General features: G+C 34.2%; 20 protein-coding genes. 7 read left to right on the top strand and 13 right to left on the bottom strand.

Annotation, left to right across the window (positions count from 1 at the left end):
- Positions 1-323 precede the first annotated feature (323 nt).
- Positions 324-1,268, bottom strand: coding sequence for a GSCFA domain-containing protein (locus tag BMY96_RS08345; protein ID WP_092851248.1), 945 nt, complete (start codon positions 1,266-1,268; stop codon positions 324-326).
- A 25-nt stretch (positions 1,269-1,293) separates the two neighbouring features.
- Positions 1,294-3,909, bottom strand: a complete 2,616-nt coding sequence (alaS, locus tag BMY96_RS08340; protein WP_092851247.1) for an alanine--tRNA ligase — start codon at positions 3,907-3,909, stop codon at positions 1,294-1,296.
- Between the two features lie 223 nt (positions 3,910-4,132).
- On the opposite strand from alaS, the gene BMY96_RS08335 reads away from it, so the two are divergent.
- The 5 genes from BMY96_RS08335 (at position 4,133) to BMY96_RS08315 (ending at position 7,422) form a co-directional block, all read left to right on the top strand.
- Positions 4,133-5,104: a M23 family metallopeptidase gene (locus BMY96_RS08335; protein ID WP_092851245.1), complete on the top strand. Its 972-nt coding sequence runs from the start codon at positions 4,133-4,135 to the stop codon at positions 5,102-5,104.
- On the top strand, positions 5,104-5,433 hold the full coding sequence (locus BMY96_RS08330) for a MerR family transcriptional regulator (RefSeq protein WP_092851243.1): 330 nt from the start codon (positions 5,104-5,106) through the stop codon (positions 5,431-5,433). Before BMY96_RS08335 ends, BMY96_RS08330 begins: the two co-directional genes overlap by 1 nt.
- 100 nt (positions 5,434-5,533) lie before the next feature.
- Complete coding sequence (locus tag BMY96_RS08325) at positions 5,534-6,121, top strand: LemA family protein (protein ID WP_092851241.1); 588 nt, start codon at positions 5,534-5,536, stop codon at positions 6,119-6,121.
- Positions 6,122-6,126: 5 nt separating this feature from the next.
- Complete coding sequence (locus BMY96_RS08320) at positions 6,127-6,570, top strand: TPM domain-containing protein (RefSeq protein WP_092851239.1); 444 nt, start codon at positions 6,127-6,129, stop codon at positions 6,568-6,570.
- Positions 6,571-6,579: 9 nt separating this feature from the next.
- Positions 6,580-7,422, top strand: coding sequence for a TPM domain-containing protein (locus tag BMY96_RS08315; protein ID WP_092851238.1), 843 nt, complete (start codon positions 6,580-6,582; stop codon positions 7,420-7,422).
- Positions 7,423-7,531: 109 nt separating this feature from the next.
- Here BMY96_RS08315 and BMY96_RS08310 read toward each other — a convergent pair whose 3' ends face one another.
- The 4 genes from BMY96_RS08310 to der form a co-directional block, all read right to left on the bottom strand.
- Positions 7,532-8,536 (bottom strand): sugar kinase, encoded by a 1,005-nt coding sequence (locus BMY96_RS08310; RefSeq protein ID WP_092851236.1) that lies wholly within the window; start codon positions 8,534-8,536, stop codon positions 7,532-7,534.
- 90 nt (positions 8,537-8,626) lie between these two features.
- Entirely contained in the window at positions 8,627-9,697 is a 1,071-nt protein-coding gene (locus BMY96_RS16200) for an outer membrane beta-barrel protein (RefSeq protein WP_349267203.1), read from the bottom strand.
- Positions 9,698-9,790: 93 nt separating this feature from the next.
- A complete protein-coding gene (locus tag BMY96_RS16195; RefSeq protein WP_349267202.1) occupies positions 9,791-11,410 on the bottom strand; it encodes a carboxypeptidase-like regulatory domain-containing protein in 1,620 nt (539 codons plus the stop codon).
- A 175-nt stretch (positions 11,411-11,585) separates the two neighbouring features.
- Positions 11,586-12,890 (bottom strand): ribosome biogenesis GTPase Der, encoded by a 1,305-nt coding sequence (der, locus tag BMY96_RS08300; protein WP_092851235.1) that lies wholly within the window; start codon positions 12,888-12,890, stop codon positions 11,586-11,588.
- A 167-nt stretch (positions 12,891-13,057) separates the two neighbouring features.
- On the opposite strand from der, the gene BMY96_RS08295 reads away from it, so the two are divergent.
- Positions 13,058-13,570 carry a GTP-binding protein gene (locus BMY96_RS08295; RefSeq protein ID WP_092851233.1) on the top strand — a complete coding sequence of 171 codons (513 nt, stop codon included), beginning with the start codon at positions 13,058-13,060 and terminating at the stop codon, positions 13,568-13,570.
- A gap of 48 nt (positions 13,571-13,618) precedes the next feature.
- On the opposite strand, the gene BMY96_RS08290 is transcribed toward BMY96_RS08295, so the two are convergent.
- From BMY96_RS08290 to BMY96_RS08270, 5 genes are all read right to left on the bottom strand, one after another.
- Positions 13,619-15,136 (bottom strand): choice-of-anchor I family protein, encoded by a 1,518-nt coding sequence (locus tag BMY96_RS08290; RefSeq protein WP_092851231.1) that lies wholly within the window; start codon positions 15,134-15,136, stop codon positions 13,619-13,621.
- A gap of 81 nt (positions 15,137-15,217) precedes the next feature.
- Positions 15,218-16,099 carry a GTPase Era gene (gene era, locus BMY96_RS08285; protein WP_092851229.1) on the bottom strand — a complete coding sequence of 294 codons (882 nt, stop codon included), beginning with the start codon at positions 16,097-16,099 and terminating at the stop codon, positions 15,218-15,220.
- A 121-nt stretch (positions 16,100-16,220) separates the two neighbouring features.
- The gene (gene bamJ / locus BMY96_RS08280) at positions 16,221-16,922 is read right to left on the bottom strand and encodes a BamJ family beta-barrel-assembly machinery protein (RefSeq protein ID WP_092851228.1); all 702 of its coding nucleotides are present in this window, start codon (positions 16,920-16,922) and stop codon (positions 16,221-16,223) included.
- Between the two features lie 171 nt (positions 16,923-17,093).
- Complete coding sequence (locus BMY96_RS08275) at positions 17,094-17,762, bottom strand: bifunctional 4-hydroxy-2-oxoglutarate aldolase/2-dehydro-3-deoxy-phosphogluconate aldolase (protein ID WP_092851226.1); 669 nt, start codon at positions 17,760-17,762, stop codon at positions 17,094-17,096.
- 88 nt (positions 17,763-17,850) lie between these two features.
- Positions 17,851-18,897: a sugar kinase gene (locus BMY96_RS08270; RefSeq protein WP_092851225.1), complete on the bottom strand. Its 1,047-nt coding sequence runs from the start codon at positions 18,895-18,897 to the stop codon at positions 17,851-17,853.
- A 116-nt stretch (positions 18,898-19,013) separates the two neighbouring features.
- Here BMY96_RS08270 and BMY96_RS08265 point away from each other — a divergent pair, with 116 nt between their 5' ends.
- Positions 19,014-20,072 (top strand): LacI family DNA-binding transcriptional regulator, encoded by a 1,059-nt coding sequence (locus BMY96_RS08265; protein ID WP_092851310.1) that lies wholly within the window; start codon positions 19,014-19,016, stop codon positions 20,070-20,072.
- Positions 20,073-20,085: 13 nt separating this feature from the next.
- On the opposite strand, the gene BMY96_RS08260 is transcribed toward BMY96_RS08265, so the two are convergent.
- Both BMY96_RS08260 and BMY96_RS08255 read right to left on the bottom strand, forming a co-directional pair.
- On the bottom strand, positions 20,086-22,302 hold the full coding sequence (locus BMY96_RS08260) for an FUSC family protein (protein ID WP_092851224.1): 2,217 nt from the start codon (positions 22,300-22,302) through the stop codon (positions 20,086-20,088).
- Positions 22,303-22,603: 301 nt separating this feature from the next.
- On the bottom strand, positions 22,604-24,151 hold the full coding sequence (locus tag BMY96_RS08255; protein ID WP_092851223.1) for a RagB/SusD family nutrient uptake outer membrane protein: 1,548 nt from the start codon (positions 24,149-24,151) through the stop codon (positions 22,604-22,606).
- Positions 24,152-24,162 lie beyond the last annotated feature (11 nt).

Genomic DNA, 24,162 nt, shown 5'->3' with positions numbered 1-24,162 from the left:
ATTACCTAAAGGTTAACGAATTATTAATATACCAGCATTACCCAGAAAACAATGAAGCAAAAAAAAACACCAAAACTCAATCATGTAACTGATTAAAATATTAGTGCTTTTTAATATGAATTGATTAATAGCATTATGAATTTACAATTATTTTCTAGAGCTTAATTAAATTCTCGACTAAGTGTACAAAAAAAAGCTAATCGCAACAAGCTGATTATCAACCCCCAAAAACAAAACAGCGTTAGGTAAGAATTTTAAACACACGACGTCATACAAAGACATCAAACTAACATCTATTTAAATATAGAATTAATTGTACTGCTTTAAAACTGAATGTGCTTATGCAAGATTTGAAGTGCCTTTGTTTTTTGCTGTAAATTTTTAAGAAATTTTTGATGTGCTTCTGATGCTTCATTAAAAGGCTTATGCTCGCGTCCTTTTTGAATAACATTAACCGCTTCCATGGTTTTAAATGAAGCCTCCGAAATCCAAACCGTCTTAAATTTTTCCCAGATGTATGTTACCGCTAATGGGCTTGGGTGAATCATATCTGCCTTGTAAAAACGATAGTCGCGAAGTTCGTCCATCATAATTTCAAAAGAAGGAAAATAATAAGATTGCCCCTTTAAAACTTGATGAATAGCCGCTATTAAATGCGCTTTACTTTGTGTGTTTTCCACAAACCCATCCTTAATATGGCGTATTGGAGAAACCGTAAATAGTACCGAAACCGAAGGGTTAACACTTTTTATTAAGCTAAGAGTGTTTTTTAAGCTCGCTTCTATTTTTGCAACCGATAACAATTCCTTTTTAAATTGCTTTTGCGGTATTTTATGGCAATTGGCTACAATTTGTTTTGTTTCAATATTGGTATACACCCAAGCTGTACCTAGTGTAATAACAATATGCGATGCTTTTTTTAAATTTAAAGCCGTAACATTAATTTGAACATTTAATTGATTTAACAAATGTGCTTTTGATGGGTGACTTAATTTTGAATGCGCATCAAAACAATGCCATTGCTCGTTATGATAAAACACATCGTCTTGTGTATATACATAACCATTAACAGCTTTAGAAATTAAGGTTTCAATAGCTTTAGGATGAAATAATATACCTAACGGGTTTTGAGTATTTTTAAATTTAAAATAGCTTAGTTTCTCGCCAATATTTTCTGAAAAACAGGAACCAAACAACAGCACATTAGAATGGTAGTCTATTTGATTTTCCGACTGTGATTCTAACGGTATATTGGTTTGAAATTTCATCTTGGTTTTTTATAGCGCAACCCGTTTAAACCAAGTATTTCTTAGCATTGCTTAAAGCTTCATCAATACCAGAAGGATTTTTTCCACCAGCTGTAGCAAAAAATGGTTGTCCGCCACCGCCACCTTGGATATATCTACCTAATTCTCTAACTACTTGTCCCGCATTTAAACCCTTACTTGCCACTAATTCTTTAGAAATGTAACAAGATAGTAATGCTTTTCCGTTCTGCTCTGTTGCGAATAATAAAAATAAATCATCAAACTGGCTACCTAAATCGAAAGCCACATCTTTTAATCCTCCTGCATCTAAATCTAGTTTTTTAGCCAAAAATTGAATACCATTAATAGCTTCCAATTCTCCTTTAAGTTCGCTTTTTATGTTTTTAGCTTTATCCTTTAGTAAACCTTCTATTTGCTTTTTAAGACTTGTATTTTCGTCTTGAAGGTTTTGAAGTGCCTTAACAGGCTCTTTAGCATTGTTAAGTAAGTCTTTCATTTCGAAATACGCTTTGTTGTTTTCAAAATAAAAATCTTTTACAGCATCGTTGGTAATAGCTTCAATTCTTCTAATTCCGGATGCTACAGCACCTTCAGATACTATTTTAAAATGCCAAATATCTGCTGTGTTTTTTACGTGTGTTCCTCCACAAAGCTCTATCGATTTACCAAAACGAATAGCACGTACAGTATCGCCATACTTTTCCCCAAACAAACTCATAGCGCCTTCGGCAATGGCTTCATCTATAGGAATATTGCGTTTTTCTTGTAGCGGTAGTTTACCTTCAATACGTCGGTTTACAAAATTCTCGACTTCTTGTAATTCCTCAGTTGTTAATTTTGAGAAATGAGAAAAATCGAAACGCAAATATTTTGAGTGCACTGCGCTCCCCTTTTGTTCTACGTGATTTCCTAAAACTTCGCGTAATGCTTGATGTAGCAAGTGCGTAGCTGTATGATTACATTCTGTTTTGTAACGTTGTTTAGCATCTACAACAGCCTTAAAAGTTTCATTAACATGACTTGGAAGGTTTTTAGTAAAATGAATGATTACATTATTCTCTTTTTTAGTATCTAAAATGTAAACGACATCGCCGTGTGCATCTTCTAAATAACCTTTATCGCCAACTTGCCCACCTCCTTCAGGATAAAACGGTGTTAAATTAAAAACCAACTGATACATATCGCCATCTTTTTTAGAGGTTACCTTTCTGTATCTAGTAAGTTTTACGTTGGCCTGTAAACTGTCATAGCCAATAAATTCTTCTTCGGCGTCTTCAACAAGAATGGTCCAATCGTCGGTAGACATTTCGCTTGCCGCACGAGAACGTTCTTTTTGTTTTTGTAAGTGCTCGTTAAATCCTTTTTCATCGAGCTTCAAGCCTTTTTCAGAAAGAATTAAAGCCGATAAATCTATAGGAAACCCATAGGTATCGTATAATTCGAAAGCTTTTTCACCAGATACGGTATCGCCTTTTGTTTCATCTACAATACGATTTAACAAAACCAAACCTTGATCTAGGGTTCTTAAAAACGATTGTTCTTCCTCTTTAATAACATTCTCTATTAATTGCTTTTGTGCCTTAATTTCTGGGAATGCCTTACCCATTTGGGTACTTAAAACATCGACCAATCTGTATAAAAATGGTTCTTTTTTATCTAAAAACGTAAATCCGTAACGTACGGCACGACGTAAAATTCGTCTAATAACGTAACCAGCACCAGTATTACTTGGTAGTTGCCCATCGGCTATTGAAAATGCTACGGCACGAACATGGTCCGAAATAACACGAATAGCGATATCTACTTCTTCGTTTTTTCCGTAGGTTTTACTAGTAATGGTTTCAATTTCGCGAATTAGTGGTGTAAATACATCGGTATCGTAGTTAGATTGTACACCTTGTAAAACCATACATAAACGCTCGAAGCCCATACCTGTATCGATGTGCTTATTTGGTAAAGCTTCTAGAACACCGTTGGCTTTTCGGTTGTATTGCATAAATACTAAGTTCCAAATCTCGACAACTTGAGGATGATCTTCGTTAACTAAATCTTTACCAGAAACTTTAGCCTTTTCTTCAGCCGAACGAATATCTACATGAATCTCACTACAAGGTCCGCATGGTCCTTGATCGCCCATTTCCCAGAAATTATCCTTCTTATTACCTTTTAAAATACGGTCTTCAGATATGTATTGTTTCCAAATATCATAAGCTTCGGTATCCATTTTTAAGTTATCGGAATCATCACTACCTTCAAAAACGGTTACGTATAAAATATCCTTATCAATACCAAAAACCTCTGTTAACAGCTCCCAAGCCCAAGCAATAGCTTCTTTTTTAAAGTAATCGCCAAAACTCCAGTTTCCTAACATTTCAAATAAAGTATGGTGATACGTATCGTAACCTACTTCCTCCAAATCGTTGTGTTTACCAGAAACCCTTAAACATTTTTGAGAATCTGCAAGACGGTTATTTTTAGGTTTTCCATTACCTAAAAAATACTCTTTAAAAGGTACCATGCCTGCATTAACAAACATTAATGTAGGGTCGTCCTTTAAAACCATTGGCGCCGATGGCACTATGCCATGTTTCTTTTCTTCAAAAAAACTTAAAAACTTTGATCTAACTTCTTGTGACTTCATGTATCGTTATTATGCATCGTGTTTTTATTAATTTACTTTTAATAAAAACAATTTTCTATATTTACTCTCCAAAAATATTTAAAATTAAGGAGATACTTAATCTACTTTTAAATTATCATCACAACTATTTTGATAATAATTTCGTAGGTTTGTTCGTTAACATACTTTAAACAACAGCTTTTGTTGCATAAAATTTAGTTGCAAAAATAGTATAATTTAAGACATGAGTAAGGTAAAATATTACTACGATAAAGAATCACTCTCATACCGCAAAATAGAGCGCAAAAAACGGACTACTTTTAAGTATGCGACGCTCTTTATTTTAGCGGCCGCTTTTTTTGCATTTATATTTGTTTTTATTGCGAGTCAGTATGTAGAATCGCCAAAAGAACGTGCTTTAAAAAGAGAATTACAAAACACGCAATTACAGTTTGAATTGCTGAACAAAAAAATGGAACATGCCGAGGCCGTTTTAGCCAATGTTGCCGATAGAGATAATAATATTTACCGCGTCTATTTTGAAGCTAATCCAATACCCGACGAACAACGAAAAGCAGGTTTTGGTGGTATAAATCGTTACAAGAGTTTAGAAGGTTTTGATAATTCCAAATTAATTATAGAAAGTAATAAGCGTTTAGATATTTTACAAAAACAAATTGTAGTACAATCTAAATCGCTTGATGAAATAGCAATACTTGCCGAAGAAAAAGAAAAACTTCTAGCTGCAATTCCTGCCATACAACCTGTAAGTAATGAAGATTTAACACGTATGGCTTCTGGTTACGGTATGCGTTCTGACCCTTTTACTAAAGTTAGAAAAATGCACTGGGGTATGGATTTTACTGCGCCAAGAGGCACACCTGTTTATGCCAGTGGCGATGGTGTTGTGGAACGTGCAGACAGTAACTCATCGGGTTACGGAAAACATATAAGAATAGACCACGGTTATGGCTACACTAGTTTGTACGCGCATTTATATAAATACAATGTTAGAAAAAACCAAAAGGTAAAACGTGGCGATTTAATAGGCTTTGTTGGAAGCACAGGACGCTCTGAAGCACCTCACTTACATTATGAGATTTTTAAAGACGGCGACCGTATTAACCCAATAAACTTTTACTATGGTAGTTTAACCGCCGAAGAATTTAACAAACTATTGGAGCATGCTTCTCTAGAAAACCAATCGCTAGATTAATGTATATAGATTTACCAGAAAAACGCTATTATGCTATTGGAGAGGTCGCGAAAGCTTTCGGGGTTAACACATCGCTTATTCGTTTCTGGGAAGGCGAATTTGATGTACTTAAACCTAAAAAAAATGCCAAAGGCAATCGTAAATTCACGCCAGAAGATATAAAAAACTTAAAATTTATCTATCATCTAGTAAAGGAACGTGGTTTTACTTTAGAAGGTGCAAAAACCCATCTAAAAGAAGAAAAAAAACAAGCCCTTAATAACTTCGAGATTATTAGTAAACTAGAGGATATTAAAAGCCAACTTACCAAGATTAAGGAGCATCTTTAAAATGCTTGAGTTATAAAAATAAAAAAAACGCTTAAAACAAGTAACTTTTTGTTCTTTTTGAGTCTAACAAATACAACTAACATTTATTAAAACTATTATTATGAAAAAATGGATTGTACCAATTGTAATTATCTTAGCCTTAGCTCTATTGGGTATCAAAAGCTACAACTCTATGGTTGGACTAGATGAAAACGTATCAGAAGCCTGGGGTAAAGTCGAAAGTTCATACCAAAGACGTGCTGATTTAATTGACAATTTAGTTAGCACTGTTAAAGGAGCAGCCGATTACGAAAAAGGAACACTTGAAGCTGTAATAAACGCACGAGCAAAAGCTACATCGATAAATATTGACCCATCTAATATAACACCTGAACAATTAGCGAAGTTTAATGAAGTACAAGGTGGTTTATCTGGCGCACTAAAAAGTTTATTAGTAACTGTAGAGCGTTACCCAGAATTAAAAGCAAACCAAAACTTTTTAGAATTACAAAGCCAATTAGAAGGCACAGAAAACCGCATTAATGTGGCTAGAGATCGATTTAACGAAACGGTAAAACCATACAATAAAGTAATAAGATCATTTCCTAATAACATCTTTGCGGGCCTTATGGGCTTTGAAAAGAAAGCTTATTTTGAATCTGAAGCTGGAAGTGAAAAAGCACCAGATGTTAATTTCGATTTTAACTAAACCATATGCCAAATAACGTTGAAGATTTCTTAAGCACTAGCGAAGAGCAAGAGATTGTTGAAGCTATTCGAGTTGCCGAACTAAATACTTCGGGAGAAATACGCGTGCACATCGAACAAACCTGCAAAGGCGACGGCATTACCACTCGTGCTTTAGATTTATTTCACACCTTAAAAATGGATAACACAAAACTTCAAAATGGCGTGTTAATTTATGTAGCTATTGATGATAAAGCCTTTGCCATTTATGGCGATAAAGGTATAAACGATAAAGTGGAAAGCACGTTTTGGGATAGCACTAAAAATGTGATGCAGATGCATTTTAAACAAGGTGATTTTAAAAAAGGGTTAATTGAAGGCATTTTAAAATCTGGCGAAGAACTTAAAAGGTATTTTCCTTATTCTGATACTGACACTAACGAGTTAACAAACGAAATTTCTAAAGGATAAATAGCTAGTATGCAGTTTTCAATATTCAGTTTACCAGCATTTTTAAAAACAAAAAGCATTATTAGTTTTTTAATGTTATGCTTTGTTTTGAATGTTGCTCATGCTCAATTCGAAATTCCTGAAACACCCAAGTTTCAAACTAGTGTATACGATTATATTAATTTATTAAGTGCTTCAGAAAAATCAAGCTTAGAACAAAAACTTATAAAATACTCCGATACTACCTCAACACAAATTGTTGTGGCTATTATAAATTCCACCAACGGTGAAAACATTAGTTACTTAGGTGCTAAATGGGGTCAGAAATGGGAAATTGGCGGTAGTAAGGAGAAAGACAATGGCGTATTAATTTTACTAGCTAGAAACGATAGAAAAATAGCCATTAGCACAGGTTATGGCGTAGAGCATTTATTAACCGATGCCATGTCTAAGCGAATTATAGAACGAGACATTATTCCTTATTTTAGACAGAATGACTACCCTGGCGGCTTAAACCGAGGTGCCGATGCCATTTTTGAAGTACTAAATGGCGAATACACAGGTACGCGTCAATCTAGCGAAGGCGAATTTCCTATTGGCATTATCTTTATCCTCATCTTTATTTTTATTATTATTCTAATATCCATATCGAAAAACAGACGCGGTGGAGGCGGACGCAATGGCGGTCGTAGATCGACAGGAAGCGATATTTTAGAAGCCATAATTTTAAGTAATATGGGCCGTGGTAGTTACCGAAGCGGATCTAGCGGTTGGGGCGGAAGTTCTGGCGGTGGTGGTTTTGGCGGCGGCGGCTTTGGTGGCGGTTTCGGTGGTGGCGGCTTTGGCGGCGGCGGTGCTTCTGGAGGTTGGTAAGGTTTAGTTTGCAGTCTCAGTCTCAGTTTCTGTTTCAGTTTCAGTGCACTGTACAAATGGTGTGAAACTCAAAAAAACCTAACTCTTTTTTGCTTAAATACTGCGTTTATTATCTATTAAAACGTCCGGACACATTACCTTCAACAATACGCATTACCTCATCGATAGTGGCGTAATTAACATCGCCTACATACGTGTGTTTTAAAGCACAGGCTGCACTTGCGAACTCCATAGATTTGGTATCCTTAAAGTGTTGCAAACCATAAATTAAACCTGCTGCAAAGGCATCGCCTGTTCCAATTCGGTCTACAATATGTGTAATATCGAAATCTTGAGTTTCGTAGAATTTTTTACCATTCCACATTCTTGCTCTAATTTTATGCCATGAAGAATTTATGGATGTTCTAATTTTATCGAACACTTTAACTATAGTTGGGAATTTTTCAATAAGTAACTTACTAGCTTCAATAAACTCATCGTTACTATAGCCAAAATCGGTACCTAAAACCTCATTCATTTCATTAATACCTCCTATAAAAATAGTAGAGCAATGCAGTAATTCGGTTAAAGCCTCTTTAGGTTCTACACCATATTTCCATAAGCCACTTCTATATGTTGGGTCTGCCGATACTTGCATCCCTTTTTTTCTAGCCAGTTTTAAGCCTTCTTTTAAAGTATCGAAACTGCCTTGGGTTAATGCAGGTGTAATACCCGTCCAATGAAACCAGCTGCCATTTGCTAACGATGTTTCCCAATCTACCATACTTGGTTTAATTTCGGAAAAAGCAGAATGCGACCTGTTATATGAAATTTGACTAGGACGCATAACGGCTCCAACCTCTAAGAAATAAACCCCTAAAGGCCTATTTGAACGTACAATAGCCGTGGTATCTAAATCGAATTTATTAAGGTAAGCCAAGGCGGTATTGCCTATAAAATCATTAGAAATACAAGTAATATGTTTTACGCTTTCACCAAAATGAGCAATAGAAAGTCCTACATTAAGTTCTGTACCTCCAAAATAAAATTCTACGGTGTTAGACTGAATAAATTTTCTATTTCCGCGTGGCGATATACGCATAAGCACTTCACCAAATGTAATAATCTGACTCATAGTATTCTATTTTAAACTAAAATAGGAAATATCAGTTTAAATATTACACTGAAACTGGAAGAATATTTATAAAGTTTTACTTTGCCTGAATTAATGTCTATAATACCTAGAACCGCCTCCTGTTTCTCCGGCCTTACCTAAGCTATTAAATTTCCAACTAAAACTAAGCATGAAATATTGTTGCAATACAGTGCTTTGAGAATCTTCTATATAGTTGGCTGTGGCAATTCGTCTGGCATTGGTGTTTTGGTTTAGTAAATCGTAAGCCTTTAAAGTAAGCGTACCTTTATCCTTAAGCATCGAGTATGCTAGTGTAGCGTTCCAAAACCATGCACTTTTTTGAAACCCGTCTGCAATATTAGGATTGTAACTATATCTCATATCATTTCGCCATTCGAAACCTTTTGGCAAAAAAGTAGCTGTATCCAAATTAAGTGAATGACTGACAAACTCTTGATTTTCGAAAGCTTCTAAATCAAATGTATTTCTGGTAAAAGACAGTTTATAATTAGGGTTAAACTCTAAAACATCTTTCCAGTTAAAACGTAAGCCCACCTTTGGAGAAGCCGAATTATTAGTACTAGAATATTTAACACCGTTATTGAAGTTTATTGATTTTCTAATACTTGGCCCAACGCCTAAGTAAAATGTAACCGTACGTAAACTATCTACTTTCACCTTCTTGTTAACCGATAAATAACCATTTACATTATAAGAACCGTTTACGTTGGCATAGGTTGTTTCTCTCACCAAATCCTCATCAATAATCGTTTTAGAAACGACTTTATTATTATCAAAATTAGCACTTAAATATCCGTAAAAACCAGAACCTTTTTGAAAATCGAAGGTATTGTAACTCGCATAAACTCTATGGTTATTTTGAGGTACCAAATTAGGATTTCCAATTACAGTGTTTAAAGGATTAGACACATTTAAAAACGGTTGTAATTGAGATAATTGCGGCGGATTATTATCTAAGTTATACCCCATTCGTATGGACGCTTTATCACTAAATTTATAACGAAATCTTGATCGAAATTCGATAGCTTCAAAATTTCGTTTTAAACTTAAGGTTGGCCTTAAAATATCATTATTTTCTAAGGTTCTAAATACATAGGTGGTTTCAAACCTTGCAGATATTTTTTCATTTTTATACTCCAACTCTAATGCGGGCGTTGATATTTCATTAATATACTCAAAATCTGTACTTAACTCGTTATTAAAAATGGTATAATCTTCAGCATTTGGGTCTTCTTAATCAAAAGTGCTTCGTCTGTCTTGTTGCTTGTTTCGCGTGTACCCATATTTAAATTCGAAGAAAAACGTTTTTCCTACTAAGGGTAGTCTATAAGTAAAATTGGATCTAAAATTATTGACTTTATTTTCACCTTCAGTATACTGATTTCTGTTAATTTCTTCGGGCGAATCTCCGTAAATATTTGTTTTTGAAACTAAATAATCATCCAGTTCTCGTGTTCTAATATCATTATCAAAACTAAACTTTATAAACGCACCATTAGAACCAATTTTTTTAGTAATATCAAGATCACTACTAAAATTTTTACCGATATTTTCTACGTTAGAATTGGAAGTTGATTCGTTAATTAATGCATTCGAATCGTTGGTTGAAGACTCATCTTCATTATAATAATTTTTACTTTTTGTATAGCTGAATGATGGCTCAAAATTAATTAAAAGTGTAGAATCTACCTTAACATCAAACTCCACATTAGCGCTGTGGCTTGCGTTATCACTAAAAGAACTGGAGTTTGAAGATGTAAAATATCTCGAATCAGATAAAATATTTTCTCGATCTCTTTTACTTCTATTTTCTGAACTACTTCCAGAATAAAAATAGTTAGCTGCTATCTCTTTACCTTCACCATACTCATCGGCATAATTAGCACCATAATTTTGAGATTCTGTAATACCTTGACCACCTCCAAAAGACCTACCATCTATAGAAAAAGAACCATTTCCATTAAACCGGACACTGTTACCGCCACCAAACATTTTACGAATTTCGCCAAAGCTAAAACCTGGTGAGTTAATATCGTTACCACCTGCCAAAACGCTAACGCGTTGGTCGTTATCAAAATGATTATACATCCCTGCAAACTCATAATGGTTATCGGTTCCTTTTCCTGCAGCTAGCCTACCAAAATCACCTTTATTGTTTTCTTCTTTTATAACAAGGTTTACGGTTTTATTTTCGCCATCGGCAGTTGCGCCTGTAAATGCTTGATCTTTAGTTTTAGTATCTAAAACTTGTATTTTCTCCACAATATCTTTGGTTAGATTTCTGGTTGTTATTGTGGGATCGTCTCCAAAAAATGGTTTTCCATTAACGAGTATTTTGTTTACTTCTTTTCCATTAACTTTAATATTACCTTCTTCATCAATTTCTACTCCAGGAAGCTGTTTTAACAAGTCTTCTACATTGGCATCCTTTTTTGTTTTAAAAGACTTTACATTAAACTCTAAAGTATCCTTTTTAATGGTTATTGGAGCTGTTGATTTAATAATTATAGCATCCAAAGCATCAGAGCTTATTTGTAAATTTATAGTTCCTAAATCCATGATTTTTTTATCAATATTAACCTCACGGAAATAGGTTTGATACCCAACGTAAGAAATAAATAGATTAACTTTTTTACGCGCCAGTTTTCCTTCTAAAGTAAATTTACCTTCTTTATTGGTTAACCCATAAGTAACTAAGCTACTATCGGTAACGCGTTGTAAATAAACCGTTGCAGACTCCAAAGGAACAGCATCTTCCTCGGATAGTAGTGTACCAGAGATTTCGAATGATTTAGATTGAGAAAAAGATAACGATGCAAACAAAATGACTATTACTAAAATAATAGACTTCATTGTATTGATTTTTGGTTGGTTTTTATTTAAAACCTCTAATATAGCTTGAACATCATAAGAGTTTTCTTAAAAATATCTTAAAACTTAAAAAACTAGTATTTAGATTTTTATGCTTTAAGACTTTAAATAAACTTAAAATTTGACTTAGATAAGGAATTCTTATCCAAGATATGTATTACTTCTTACGCATATACACACTAATAGGTACTCCGTTAAAGCCAAATTTTTCTCTTAATTTATTCTCTAAGAAACGCTTGTAAGGCTCCTTTACATATTGTGGCAAATTACAAAAGAAAGCAAATTGTGGTTGCGGTGTTGGCAACTGCATAATATACTTAATTTTAACAAATTTTGCCTTGTATGCTGGTGGTGGATAGTTTTCTATAATTGGAAGTAGCACTTCGTTAAGCTGACTTGTTTTAATTTTTTTAGAGCGGTTTTGGTACACCTCTACAGCTGTTTCAATAGCCTTAAAAATACGTTGTTTGGTTAATGCAGATATAAATACAATTGGCACATCGGTAAAAGGCTCCATTTGTTTTCTTATTACTCTTTCGTATTCCTTAACCGACTTATGGTCTTTTTCAACCAAATCCCATTTGTTAACTAGTACTACAATACCTTTACGGTTACGTTCTGCAAGCCAGAAAATATTTTGTACTTGTCCGTCAAAACCACGGTTGGCATCTAATACGACTAAACACACATCGGCATGCTCGATAGCTCTAACACTACGCATTACCGAGTAAAATTCTAAATCTTCTTTTACTTTAGATTTTCTTCTAATTCCGGCAGTATCAACCAAGTTAAACTCAAAACCAAAACGGTTGTATTTAGTATCTATAGAATCTCTTGTTGTTCCTGCAATATCGGTAACAATATATCTATCTTCTCCAATAAGCGCATTTATAAAAGATGATTTTCCTGCGTTTGGACGACCCACTACGGCAAACCTAGGTAACGCTTCCTCTACAACTTCTTCCTTTTCTGGTAAAGCTTCAACCAAAGCATCCAGTAATTCTCCTGTTCCACTTCCGTTAATACTAGCAACGGTATAATATTCGCCTAAACCCAAGGCATAAAACTCTACAGCATCTTCTGCACGTTTACCATTATCTACTTTATTAACTACAAGAAATACAGGTTTACTTACTTTACGAAGCAACTTTGCAACATCCTCATCCATTCCGGTTACACCAGATTCTACATCGACCATGAAAATAATAGCATCGGCCTCATCTATAGCCAATTCTACTTGCTTATCAATTTCGGCTTCAAAAACATCATCACTTCCTAAAACATAACCTCCGGTATCTATTAAAGAAAACTCTTTTCCGTTCCAATCACTTTTACCATAATGGCGGTCTCTGGTCACACCACTAACGGCATCAACAATGGCTTCTCTACGTTGAATTAAACGATTAAAAAACGTTGATTTACCAACATTTGGTCTTCCTACAATAGCTACTATATTACTCATAATCTTTATCTTATCTGTTACACCTTATCTGATGCCTTAATATTTCTATCCGAAACATTTTGCAAAAATAGGAAATATAGATGACGCAAAGTTCTTTTTTAATAAAGATTGAAAGTATTTTAATTTTAAATAAAAAACAGTATTTTACTATACTAAACTAAATATGAATGCCTTTAAGTAACGATATTGTACTGCGCCCAAGGTTTAAACTAGAAATTCCAAGGCTAAATGAAGCTGTTTTAAGCGATTTTGAAAATGCGAAGCTTAGCCAAAAAGAGTTTATAGTTACTCGGGTAGACGACCATGTTTTTATTAAATTCCCTAAAGAACAACAGCACTTTTGGTCGCCACAGTTGCATTTAGAAATTAATAAAGTAAACGATAACTCTTGTACAATACATGGGTTGTTTGGACCAAACCCTACGGTTTGGACACTTTTTATGTTTCTCCATTTTCTTGTTGCAGTTATTTTTATAGCCTTTGCTATTTGGACCTATACCAGCATTAGTTTAAAACAGAGTTATGCTGTACAAGCTAGCATTACCATACTAATGATATTACTTTGGGTTACCCTATATTTTGCAGGTAGTTTAGGTAAAGCATCAAGTATAAAAGACATGCGTTTACTAAACGCCTTTATGAACTCGGTTTTGGGTATTGAAAACGAAAAAGCGCCTTAATAAACATTAAAGCGCTCTTCAACTAACTCAAATTCAATATTAAATTCACTATTGAATATTTTCGTAGAAACTAACGGTACCACTATCCTCGTTAGATACTACTAATAAATCTTTACCATTAGGACTATCTGCTGCAGGTATAACCAACAAGCCTTCTGGGGCTTCGTCTCCGGCATGCGATAGAATACTAATAAATTTTGGTGCCATAGGATTAGTAACATCATATACCATAACTTGATCTGTACGCTCTAAACCTACAAACAAGATATAACGTTCATTACCTATATTTAAAATTTCGACAGCTTCTGGTTCTGCACCTTTATCATCGCTTCTACCATCTTCATCGTTAAAACGAGTTGGGGTTTCATTAAGTGTTTCTGTAGCAATGCTATTTCCGCTATCGTAAAGCAAGCTTCCTGAGCCAGACCAAACGCTAAATGAACGTGCTCCATAACTATAAATTTGATCGACGTCGCCATCGTTATCTATATCGCCTAATGTAGATGTTGTTTTTAAACGTCCTAAGTTCACTTCATTTTGAAAATCGCTAGAAGCAGGATACGCAGTTTCGTCTAAAGTTAAATCCTCAACACGTTCTTCTTCACTAAAGCCATCATAATCTCTAGAATCACCTTCGTTTGCCGAAAAGATATAATCTGTTCCTCCAATATTTACTGTGGTTATGGCATCTGGCTGATACATACCTAAAACCGGCCAGTTTTTAAGAGCCGTAACATCATCTTTATCGCTGGCATCCATTTCGTTTCCAACAGCGTTATGATCTTTATACCCTAAAGGATAAATAGCCTCTATAGTTTTTGCAACTAAATTTACTTTAGCAATACCATTATTTTCTTGCAATGATACCCATGCGGTATTAGAGTCTTCTGAAACAGCAACATACTCCGGTTCTACATCTTGTGCTAAAGTTGCTCCAGGACCAAATACTCTAAAGCCCTGCGCCTCTAGTGCTGCTTCCTGGTTATTGAAAGATGTAAAGTCTAAGGTCGTTACAGAGTCATCAGACAAATCTATAATACTTATGGTACCAAGTGGATCTATAGTATAGTCATCATTTGGCTCGCCTTCGTTAGCAGAAATAATTAATTTCCCATCTTTAGAAAACGTTACCATATCTGGTAAAGCACCAACTGTATATTCATTTAACAATGAATTATCAGATGTATTGTACACTAAAATTTTTCCTGGATTTTGCTTTGGATCTGCTTCTACAGCTACTGCTAATTTACCATCGTAAATGGCAACACTATTTGGCGCACCGTAAACCGATAAGTCTATTGGTGTATCCAATACCGGTGCATCTAAGTTTGAAATATTATTTACAGATATTTGATTTGACTCAACATTAACCGTGAATAGCTTTTTTGTAATAGCATCGAAGGCAGAAATTTCTGAGGCGCCTTCTCCTCCAACATTAATGCTTGTTTTGTACTGAAAATTGATTTCGGTATTTATTGGTGGTTTAACCGTATTATCGTCATCGTTCTGACAACCGAAAATGGCAGCAATACATACCGCGCTGAAGAGTAATTTATTAAGCTTCATATTTGATTATTTGTTTTGGCAAATATGGAACTCTTATTTTAAGCTAATGTTAATTAATTAAAAAGCTATGATTAGCATTTACTAGCTATTGTAACCAAAACGTTTCAGCTGGTTTTGATTGCTTCTCCAATTTTTATTCACTTTTACGTATAATTCGATATGGATTTGTTTACCAAAAAACTTTTCTAAATCCTTTCTAGACTCTACACCTACTCGCTTTAAGGCACTTCCTTTATGGCCAATAATTATGCCTTTTTGAGTTTCGCGCTCCACCATAATTACCGATCTTACTCTAATAATTTGTTCTTCTTCAAAAAACTCTTCGGTGTCAACCTCTACAGCATAAGGAATTTCTTTTTTGTAATGCATCAAGATTTTTTCGCGAATGGTTTCGTTTATAAAGAAACGCTCTGGCTTATCGGTTAACTGGTCTTTTGGGTAAAACGGTGGCGACTCTGGAAGTAAGTCTAATATTCTATTAAAAACTTCTTTTACATTAAAGCCTTCTAACGCTGAGACTGGAAAAATTTCGGCATTTGGTACTTTTTCTGCCCAGGTTTGTACTTGGCTTTCTAACTGCTCTTGATCTGATTTATCAATTTTATTAAGCAAAAGCAAAACCGGTATGTTTGAATTGGTGATTTTATTAAAAAAAGCTTCATCTTTTAACTCCTTTTCTCCAATTTCTACCATGTAAATAAGCACATCGGCATCCTCGAAAGCCGATTTAACAAACCCCATCATAGATTCTTGAAGCTCGTACGCGGGCTTAATAATACCTGGAGTATCACTTAGTACCACCTGAAAATCATCGCCATTTACAATACCTAAAATTCGGTGTCTTGTGGTTTGTGCTTTAGATGTGATTATGGAAAGCTTTTCTCCAACAAAGGCATTCATTAATGTGGATTTACCAACATTAGGATTACCAATTATATTTACAAAACCTGCTTTATGGCTCATGATATTTTTATTTAAGATGGTGCAAAGTTACAACTTGAATATTTTAATATACTAAAAATGTAAAAACAAAAAAAACAGGAAGCATAGCTTCCTGTTTTTTTTTAAAATATTGAAGATAAAATTACTTTACTTCTAATAGTTCTACATCGAAAATTAATGTTGAATTTGGCTTAATTGGTCCTCCTGGTCTTGGATTAGCACCGTATGCAATATTACTAGGAATAAAAAATTTATACTTAGCACCTTCTTTCATTAATTGTAAACCTTCAGTCCAACCTTTAATAACTTGAGTTACTCCAAACTCAGTTGGTTCTCCTCTATCAACAGAACTATCAAAAACAGTTCCATCAATTAAAGTTCCATGATAATGTACTTTTACTTTTGAAGCTGTAGTTGGTTTTGCTCCTGTTCCTTCTTTTAAAACGATATATTGTAAACCACTTTCGGTAGTTACAACACCATCTTTAGTTTTATTTTCGGCTAAAAACTTTTCTCCTTCAATTTTATTTTTTTCACCTTCTTCTTTTAACTTAGCAGCATCTGCTTGTTGTTTCTTTTGAAAATAAGCTCTTACTACTTGTTGCGCTTTAGCTTCATCAAGTAAAATGTTTGTAGAATCTGAAACATTATTAAAACCTTGCATGAATAAATCGCCATCAAACTCATCAAAACTAGCTTTAACATTTTTGGCAACATCCATACCTATAGCATAACTTACCGAGTCAATCTCTGTTGTTAATGCCTTTTGTGTTGCTCCGTTTTGATTGCATGATGCTACAAGTATAATTACTGCTAGCAAACTTAAAACTTTCATTATTTTCATTTTTATATTTTTTTATTGTGTCGCCAAATGTAATAAATTTTATAGAGAGTAAAAAAAGAAAATAAAAACACTTAATTCACTCTAAAATTCTTCAAACTAGTATACCAAACGGCTTATACAAAATAAAAGAGCCACTATATAGCGGCTCTTTAAAATAGTATATATTGCAAATTATTTTCTAACAGCTTTTACAATAGCTAAGGCTGCCGCAACATCCTTCTCTAATTTTGCGTAATCTTTGTTTGCAATAATTTCTTTTGAAATCAATTTAGATCCCATTCCAACACAAGTTACACCAGCATCAAACCATCCTTTTAGGTTTTCTTCGGTAGGCGAAACACCACCTGTTGGCATAACCGACGTCCATGGTTGTGGGCCTTTAATACCTTTTACAAATTGAGGTCCGTAGATATCGCCAGGGAATAATTTAACGATTTCGCATCCTAGTTCTTCTGCTCTTGTAATTTCTGTTAAAGTACCACATCCTGGAGACCATAGTACTTTTTTACGGTTACAAGCAATTGCAATATCCTCTCTTAAAACTGGAGTTACAATAAAGTTTGCTCCCAAAGCCATGTATAATGATGCAGCAGCTGCATCTGTAACAGACCCTACACCCATTATCATACCTGGTAATTCGGCAATCGCATATTTAGTTAATTCTCCAAAAACTTCGTGAGCAAAATCGCCACGAGCGGTAAACTCCATTAAACGAGCTCCACCATCGTAACATGCTTTTAATACTTTTTTACTTAATTCTATATCGCTATGAAAAAATAAAGGAATCATGCCTGTATCTTTCATTGCTTGCGCTACTTCTAATCTTGAAAATTGTGCCATTTTATAATTATTATTTGTTAAGTTGTAAATTTGTTAAGCTGTTATTATCGAATAAACGACCCAACAACTCAACAAATAAACTTATATATTATCTTGCTACACGTCCAGAAGCATCGCCACCCATTAGTTTTTCAACCTCGGCAACAGTTACTAAGTTAGCGTCGCCTTTAATAGTGTGTTTTAAACAAGATGCTGCAACAGCAAAATCTAATGCGTTTTGATCGTTTTCTGGGTATTTTAATAATCCGTAGATTAATCCTCCCATAAATGAATCTCCACCACCTACTCTATCAACGATATCTGTTATTTGATATTGGCGTGTTTCGTACATTTTCTTCCCATCATATAAAACTCCAGCCCATGTATTATGAGATGCCGAAATAGACCCTCTTAAAGTTGTAATTACCTTTTTAGCTCTTGGGAATTTTTCCATCATTTGCTGACAAACCGATAAGAAAGCCTCTGCTTTTACATCGTGTCCTTGGGTTTGCACAGAAATTCCTTCTGGCTTAATACCAAAATGCATTTCGGCATCTTCTTCATTACCAAGTACAATATCGCAATATGATGTAATTTCAGTCATTACTTTTTCTCTATGTGCATCGCTACAATATTTCCAAAGTTTAGCACGGTAATTTAAATCGGTAGAAATAGTAATACCTTTAGCGCTTGCAGCTTTAACAGCTTCTAAACACACATCGGCAGCACCTTGAGAAATTGCTGGGGTAATACCTGTCCAGTGAAACCACTCAACACCTTCAAAAACAGCATCCCAATCAATCATTCCAGATTCGATTTCTGCTATTGCAGAATGTGCTCTATCATATACCACTTTAGAGCCTCTAGATACAGCTCCAGTTTCTAAGAAATAAATTCCTAAACGATCGCCACCCCAAACAATTTTATCGACACCAACGCCTCTTTTGCGCATTTCCATCATAGCACACTCACCAATATCATTTTTTGGTAAACGTGTTACAAAATCACAAGACACACCGTAATTAGCTAAAGAAACAGCTACGTTAGATTCGCCACCACCGTACACAACGTCGAAATTATTTGCTTGCGAAAACCTTAAAAATCCTTGTGGAGCTAATCTTAACATGATTTCTCCGAAAGTTACTACTTTACTCATCCTATTTAGTATTATTAAAAAATTAGTTTTGCTTAAACGTTTAACCAAAAAATAAAAAATAAATCAAAATCTATTATTTACTTAAGATTTTGATTGAATTGGTTAAAACTATATATTTGCTTAAACGTTTAAGCAAATATATAAAAAAACTGAATATCAAAAAGAAAACTACTATAAAAGATATTGCTAATGTTTTAAATATCTCTGCTGCAGCGGTTTCTAAGGCACTTAACGACGACTCTAGAATTAGTAAAAAAACTAAAAAAGCGGTTAAGCAAGTTGCCGAAAATCTTAATTATCAACCAAACCATCTTGCTAGTGCCTTAAGAAAAGGAAAAAGCAAATTGGTTGGGGTTATTGTGCCCAGAACAAATAGTAACTTTTTTTCTTCTGTTATTCAAAATATTGAAGAGGTGTTGAACAAAGAAGGCTATAACATTATTATAACACAATCTAACGAATCGTTTAAAAAAGAGTGCGATAGTATTGATACTTTATTGTTCACTCAAGTTGATGGTATAATTGCATCTATGGCCAATGAAACTGTAGATTTAGATTATTATGAAAAAGTTAAAGCAAAAGGCATTCCTTTAATTTTATTTGATCGTGGTGAAAATGATTTAAATGTAGATTATATTGGTATTAATGATTACAAAAGCAGTCAAGATATTATTGAGCATCTTGTAAAGCAAGGTCGAAAAAGAATTGCGCATATTGGCGGTTATAAACGTACCCGCATTTTTAACAATAGAATTAGAGGTTATATTGATGCTGTAAATAAGCACCAATTACCGCTAGAACCCGAGCTTTTAATAGAAAGTAGTCTAACTACCGAAGATGGTAAAGAAAAAATGGAACAATTACTACAGTTAAAAGAAAGACCAGATGCCGTTTACGTTGCCAGTGATTATGCTGCTTTAGGTGCCTTACAAGCTTTAAAAGAACGACAAATAAAGGTACCAGATGATATTGCTTTAGTTGGCTTTGGCGACGAACCTTTTACCGCAGTAGTAACACCATCTATTACTAGTATTAACCAGCACAGTGCCGAAATTGGCAAACAGGCAGCCTTAACCTTTTTAGGTTACACCAAGAAAAAAACAGTAAAACAAAGTTTAAATAAAATAATTTTGGATGCCGAATTGGTTATACGAGAATCCTCAAAAAACCCATAAACAAGTAAGTTATTTAAATACGTTTTACTTTTTTTACTAAACTTTCCGATAGATTAAATAACCAGCTTAACTGCTCGAATATTAGTTTTGTTTCATGTAATTGTGCACGCATTTCGTTAGAAATAGGCACTCCTTTTTTAATTTCTTCGCCGCGTTGAGATACTAAACTTTTAAAATCATTTTCGTAATTCTTGGTCGCCTTATCCAAATCTTCGTGAACCAAATTAATATTAGACTCTTTATTTTCTAATATATCTACAGCTTTTTCCAGATTTGATAAAATATGAGTTACATAAATTTCGAATTCCTTTGGCACGTTGCTCGTTTTATTTGTTCGAATATAAATACCTAAGGATGCTAACGAAGACAAGTAGGTATTACAAATGGCAATTAAATCGTAAACAACAACTATATTCTGTTGTTTCGATTTAGGCTCTTGTACCAATCTTTGATATGAGGCATTTAAATTGGCGACTTGCAAAAATGTTTCTTTTCGGGCCAACTTGTAAGCTGTAGACACTTCGCCTTTTTCATGATACAAAATATCTATTTGTTTTAAAAAATCGGCAATGCCATTAATAGAATTAACAAAAAACTCTTTAATATTTTTAGATTCCCAAGCAGGCCAAAATAAATAATTTCCAGCGTAAGCTAAAGCAGCTCCAATAAGGGTATCGAATACCCTAAACTGAATAGCCATTAAAACATTTGGATGGATTAAAGCATACATAAAAACAACATACAAGGTAATAAAGGCTGCGCCATTTCTATAATTCTGTTTTAAAATTGAAAATCCAATTATTAAAGATAAGGCTGCAATTACGGCATACACCATAGTGTTTTGCGTTAAAAAAACAATACCCACACCAATAGCGGCACCAATTAATGTGCCCACCAACCGTTGTACTGTGCGTTGTTTAGTTAACCCATAGCTAGGTCGCATTATTACCACTATGGTTAGCAAAATCCAATACGATTGTTGCATTTCCATAGCATAGCCAATTAAAAATCCAATGAGCATAGTAAGCGTTAACCGTAACGAATGCCTAAATATTGGAGATTTAAAGCTAAAATTGGCTTTTAGTTTTTTTATATCATAATCCTGTTGGGTTATAAATTGTTCGGCATCCTTTATGCCTCTAATTTTATTGTTTTTTGAATAATTCTCTAAAATTCTAGCGATATCATTTAGGTTGCTAACCTGCCGTTCTTGATAAGCTTTAAAGTTTAATAAAAGAATGGCACCTTCTCTTGATTCTGGCAAACCTACTTTTACCTTGTAAATATCAATATGGTTCTGTATTTTTTTAAGAAGCACTTTAAAATTATCATTAAACGTAAGCTTCTCTTCCTTTAAAACCACCTTAGCAATAAAAGCTAGTCTATCTGAAATTTCAAAAATTAATACTTTAAACTCATCTATTTTTTCGGGGTGATCTTTAAATAAAGCATCAAACTTATCATAATCAATTGTGTTGGAAATAGCCAATTCATATATTTCCATAACTCTAGAAAAAAACAATTGTTGTCGTCTTGTTCTGTTACTAAAACCAGAGTTTAATCTTTTTTCTAAAATCACCTCTCTTATGGTTTCTTGAAGTTCGTTTATTTCTATTTGCAGTTTAAAATTGGCATCTAAAAGTTCATTTCTATTATTGGTTTCAACTAATAATTTCCCTCTTATTTTTATAAATTCTGATGTTTTATATAACAGTTCGACAAATAAATAATCGGTTTGCACTTGTGGCAAAGACAATTGGGTTAAAATGGTTAAAAACAGATACCAAACGCCACCTAGGGCGAGATACAAGGCATGTTCTAAAACTGTAATTTCACTGCTTTCATAAGCAAAGGCTAACACAAACGAAAGCAAACCAGCCAATGAAATTAATGAGGCTCTAAAACCAAAAACCGAAATGTAAGAAACCGCAAAAACCAAAACGATTAGTAGCGGTATAACTATTGGAAGTGTTCTACTAAAATACCCAATTAGTAAGGTAATAACAAACACCAACACCACAGAGGTTAAAATACCGTAAAACTTATGTTTTAAACTTCCAGGAACATCGCAAGGGGCACATAATATTGCACCTAAAGCTATACTAAAACCTACTTCAAAACTATTAAAAAAATAAATAGATATTAATACTGGCGTAACCATGGCTAAAGCAACCAAAATGGCTTTAGTAAAATGTATGCTTTTAAAGTATCTAATTAAATTTTTAATCATACCTAAATTTATGCCTCAAATTTAAGAAGTCTTTTTAGCTAAGACTATTTATTTAGAATAATAATTATTCCCGAACCAAAAGGATATAGCGTAGTTTTTAATGAGCCCAGACAAACTTAAAACGGTGTGCAACATAATCATTGAATACAGGGTATAAAAAAAGGTTATCCGATCCTAAACAGACCGGATAACCTAAAAATCAAACTAATTTAAATTAAACTGTTTCTTTGGGTTTAATCTTCACAAAAAACCCGCAATAAAACTTAGAATTAATATAAACCAACTAATGTAAAAAGGGTTACTAATTACCTAAGTTAGGGTTTCTATCAATCTCATCTTGAGGAATTGGTGTATCATAATCAACAGAAGCATTCCAGTCTGGTTTAGCACCTTCATAACCCGAAGCGCCGAACACTTGGTCTCCTAACTGTCTTCTCTTAATATCGTACCATCTTTTGCACTCAAAGGCTAATTCAATTCTACGCTCTTCAATTACATCGGCAACTGTTATAGACACTAGGTCTGCAGGAACCGCACTTGGTGCAATGGTTTCTGTAACATAACCTCCATTTGTAGATTCTCCACCATTTCTAGCTCTTCCTCTTACTTCGTTTAAAAAGTCTATTGCATCGGCTGCTCCTATTTCTACACCTGCTTCGGCTGCAATTAATAATACTTCTGCATAACGCATCATAGAATAATTATGGCTAGTTGCTCTTTTATTTCCTCTTGCGAAAGCTCCAGGGAAACGTAAATATTTAGCGATATATGGCGCATTAACTGCATGCTCATGTCCACTAGTTGTAAATTCTGTAAAATCTACAGTTTCTCCAGCAATTAATGCCTCTGTTTGGAAGCTTACTCGTCTTCTATAATCGTCTGGATCAAAAGAATTGTATACAGCTATAGTAGGCGTTGCAACCGACCAACCTCCATTTCCGCCATCATCATCACCTCTAATTCCTGTCATAGGTGCTATTTGGTCATAAGCATTGTCAGGAGCTTCATTATTATTATAATCTAAAACAAAGATTGGTTCTGGAGAACCATCAATTTTCTCAGCATTAAACAACGTTTGGAAATCAGGATCTAAATCTATTTGATAAGTTCCTTTATTGGTAATTACTTCTTTAGCTTTATCATAAGCCATTTGAAAATAAGGACTACCAGAAGTATCACCTGCCATTGTTAAATATACTAATGCTAAATATGATTTTGCAGCAGCTATAGAAGGTGTTCCTCTTTGTAGAGTCGATGTATTCGTTAACCATTGCTCAGCAAATTCCAAATCTGAAATAATTTTTTCATAAACTTCAGCTTCTGGAGTATTATTTACATTAGAAGCTGTGGCTATTTCGGATAAATCAGAAATAGGTTCATCTATATAAGGAACATCACCAAACAGTCTTACTAAATGAAAATAATAAAATGCTCTTGCAAAATATGCTTGAGCTGTTACTGGGTTTTTAACAGCATCATCTACAGCAACTTGTTCTGCTCCTGCAATAGCGTTATTTGCAGCAGCGATACCTAGATACATTCTTGTCCATGGATCAAATACCATTTCATTATCTCCAGTAATGGTGTGCATATTCATCTCTACTCTTCTTGTCTGAGTTGAATTAAGATTAACCATATCAGAACGTAACATTAATGCTACAGACAGCTTTCTTCCCCATACCTCTTCGTTAATGGCGTGAGTTAAAGAGGCGTTTACCGCTACTTGTATGTCATCTGGAGTTTGAAAGAATCCTTCAGGGGACAATAAGCCTACAGGCTCTTCTTCCAAATCTGAACATCCCATTATTGATAACCCTATCAATAACAATAACAATTTGTGTGCTTTCATAATTTTTTCTT

Source organism: Algibacter pectinivorans (assembly GCF_900112595.1).
GTDB classification, from domain to species: domain Bacteria; phylum Bacteroidota; class Bacteroidia; order Flavobacteriales; family Flavobacteriaceae; genus Algibacter_B; species Algibacter_B pectinivorans.
The sequence above is the reverse complement of the archived record's forward strand: the minus strand, read 5'-3'. Positions and strand labels throughout refer to the sequence as shown.

Excerpts from the sequence above, each read along its gene's own strand:
- BMY96_RS08345 (WP_092851248.1), bottom strand. The coding sequence starts at position 1,268 with ATGAAATTTCAAACCAATATACCGTTAGAATCACAGTCGGAAAATCAA.
- alaS (WP_092851247.1), bottom strand. The coding sequence starts at position 3,909 with ATGAAGTCACAAGAAGTTAGATCAAAGTTTTTAAGTTTTTTTGAAGAA.
- BMY96_RS08335 (WP_092851245.1), top strand. The coding sequence starts at position 4,133 with ATGAGTAAGGTAAAATATTACTACGATAAAGAATCACTCTCATACCGC.
- BMY96_RS08330 (WP_092851243.1), top strand. The coding sequence starts at position 5,104 with ATGTATATAGATTTACCAGAAAAACGCTATTATGCTATTGGAGAGGTC.
- BMY96_RS08325 (WP_092851241.1), top strand. The coding sequence starts at position 5,534 with ATGAAAAAATGGATTGTACCAATTGTAATTATCTTAGCCTTAGCTCTA.
- BMY96_RS08320 (WP_092851239.1), top strand. The coding sequence starts at position 6,127 with ATGCCAAATAACGTTGAAGATTTCTTAAGCACTAGCGAAGAGCAAGAG.
- BMY96_RS08315 (WP_092851238.1), top strand. The coding sequence starts at position 6,580 with ATGCAGTTTTCAATATTCAGTTTACCAGCATTTTTAAAAACAAAAAGC.
- BMY96_RS08310 (WP_092851236.1), bottom strand. The coding sequence starts at position 8,536 with ATGAGTCAGATTATTACATTTGGTGAAGTGCTTATGCGTATATCGCCA.
- BMY96_RS16195 (WP_349267202.1), bottom strand. The coding sequence starts at position 11,410 with ATGAAGTCTATTATTTTAGTAATAGTCATTTTGTTTGCATCGTTATCT.
- der (WP_092851235.1), bottom strand. The coding sequence starts at position 12,890 with ATGAGTAATATAGTAGCTATTGTAGGAAGACCAAATGTTGGTAAATCA.
- BMY96_RS08295 (WP_092851233.1), top strand. The coding sequence starts at position 13,058 with ATGCCTTTAAGTAACGATATTGTACTGCGCCCAAGGTTTAAACTAGAA.
- BMY96_RS08290 (WP_092851231.1), bottom strand. The coding sequence starts at position 15,136 with ATGAAGCTTAATAAATTACTCTTCAGCGCGGTATGTATTGCTGCCATT.
- era (WP_092851229.1), bottom strand. The coding sequence starts at position 16,099 with ATGAGCCATAAAGCAGGTTTTGTAAATATAATTGGTAATCCTAATGTT.
- bamJ (WP_092851228.1), bottom strand. The coding sequence starts at position 16,922 with ATGAAAATAATGAAAGTTTTAAGTTTGCTAGCAGTAATTATACTTGTA.
- BMY96_RS08275 (WP_092851226.1), bottom strand. The coding sequence starts at position 17,762 with ATGGCACAATTTTCAAGATTAGAAGTAGCGCAAGCAATGAAAGATACA.
- BMY96_RS08270 (WP_092851225.1), bottom strand. The coding sequence starts at position 18,897 with ATGAGTAAAGTAGTAACTTTCGGAGAAATCATGTTAAGATTAGCTCCA.
- BMY96_RS08260 (WP_092851224.1), bottom strand. The coding sequence starts at position 22,302 with ATGATTAAAAATTTAATTAGATACTTTAAAAGCATACATTTTACTAAA.
- BMY96_RS08255 (WP_092851223.1), bottom strand. The coding sequence starts at position 24,151 with ATGAAAGCACACAAATTGTTATTGTTATTGATAGGGTTATCAATAATG.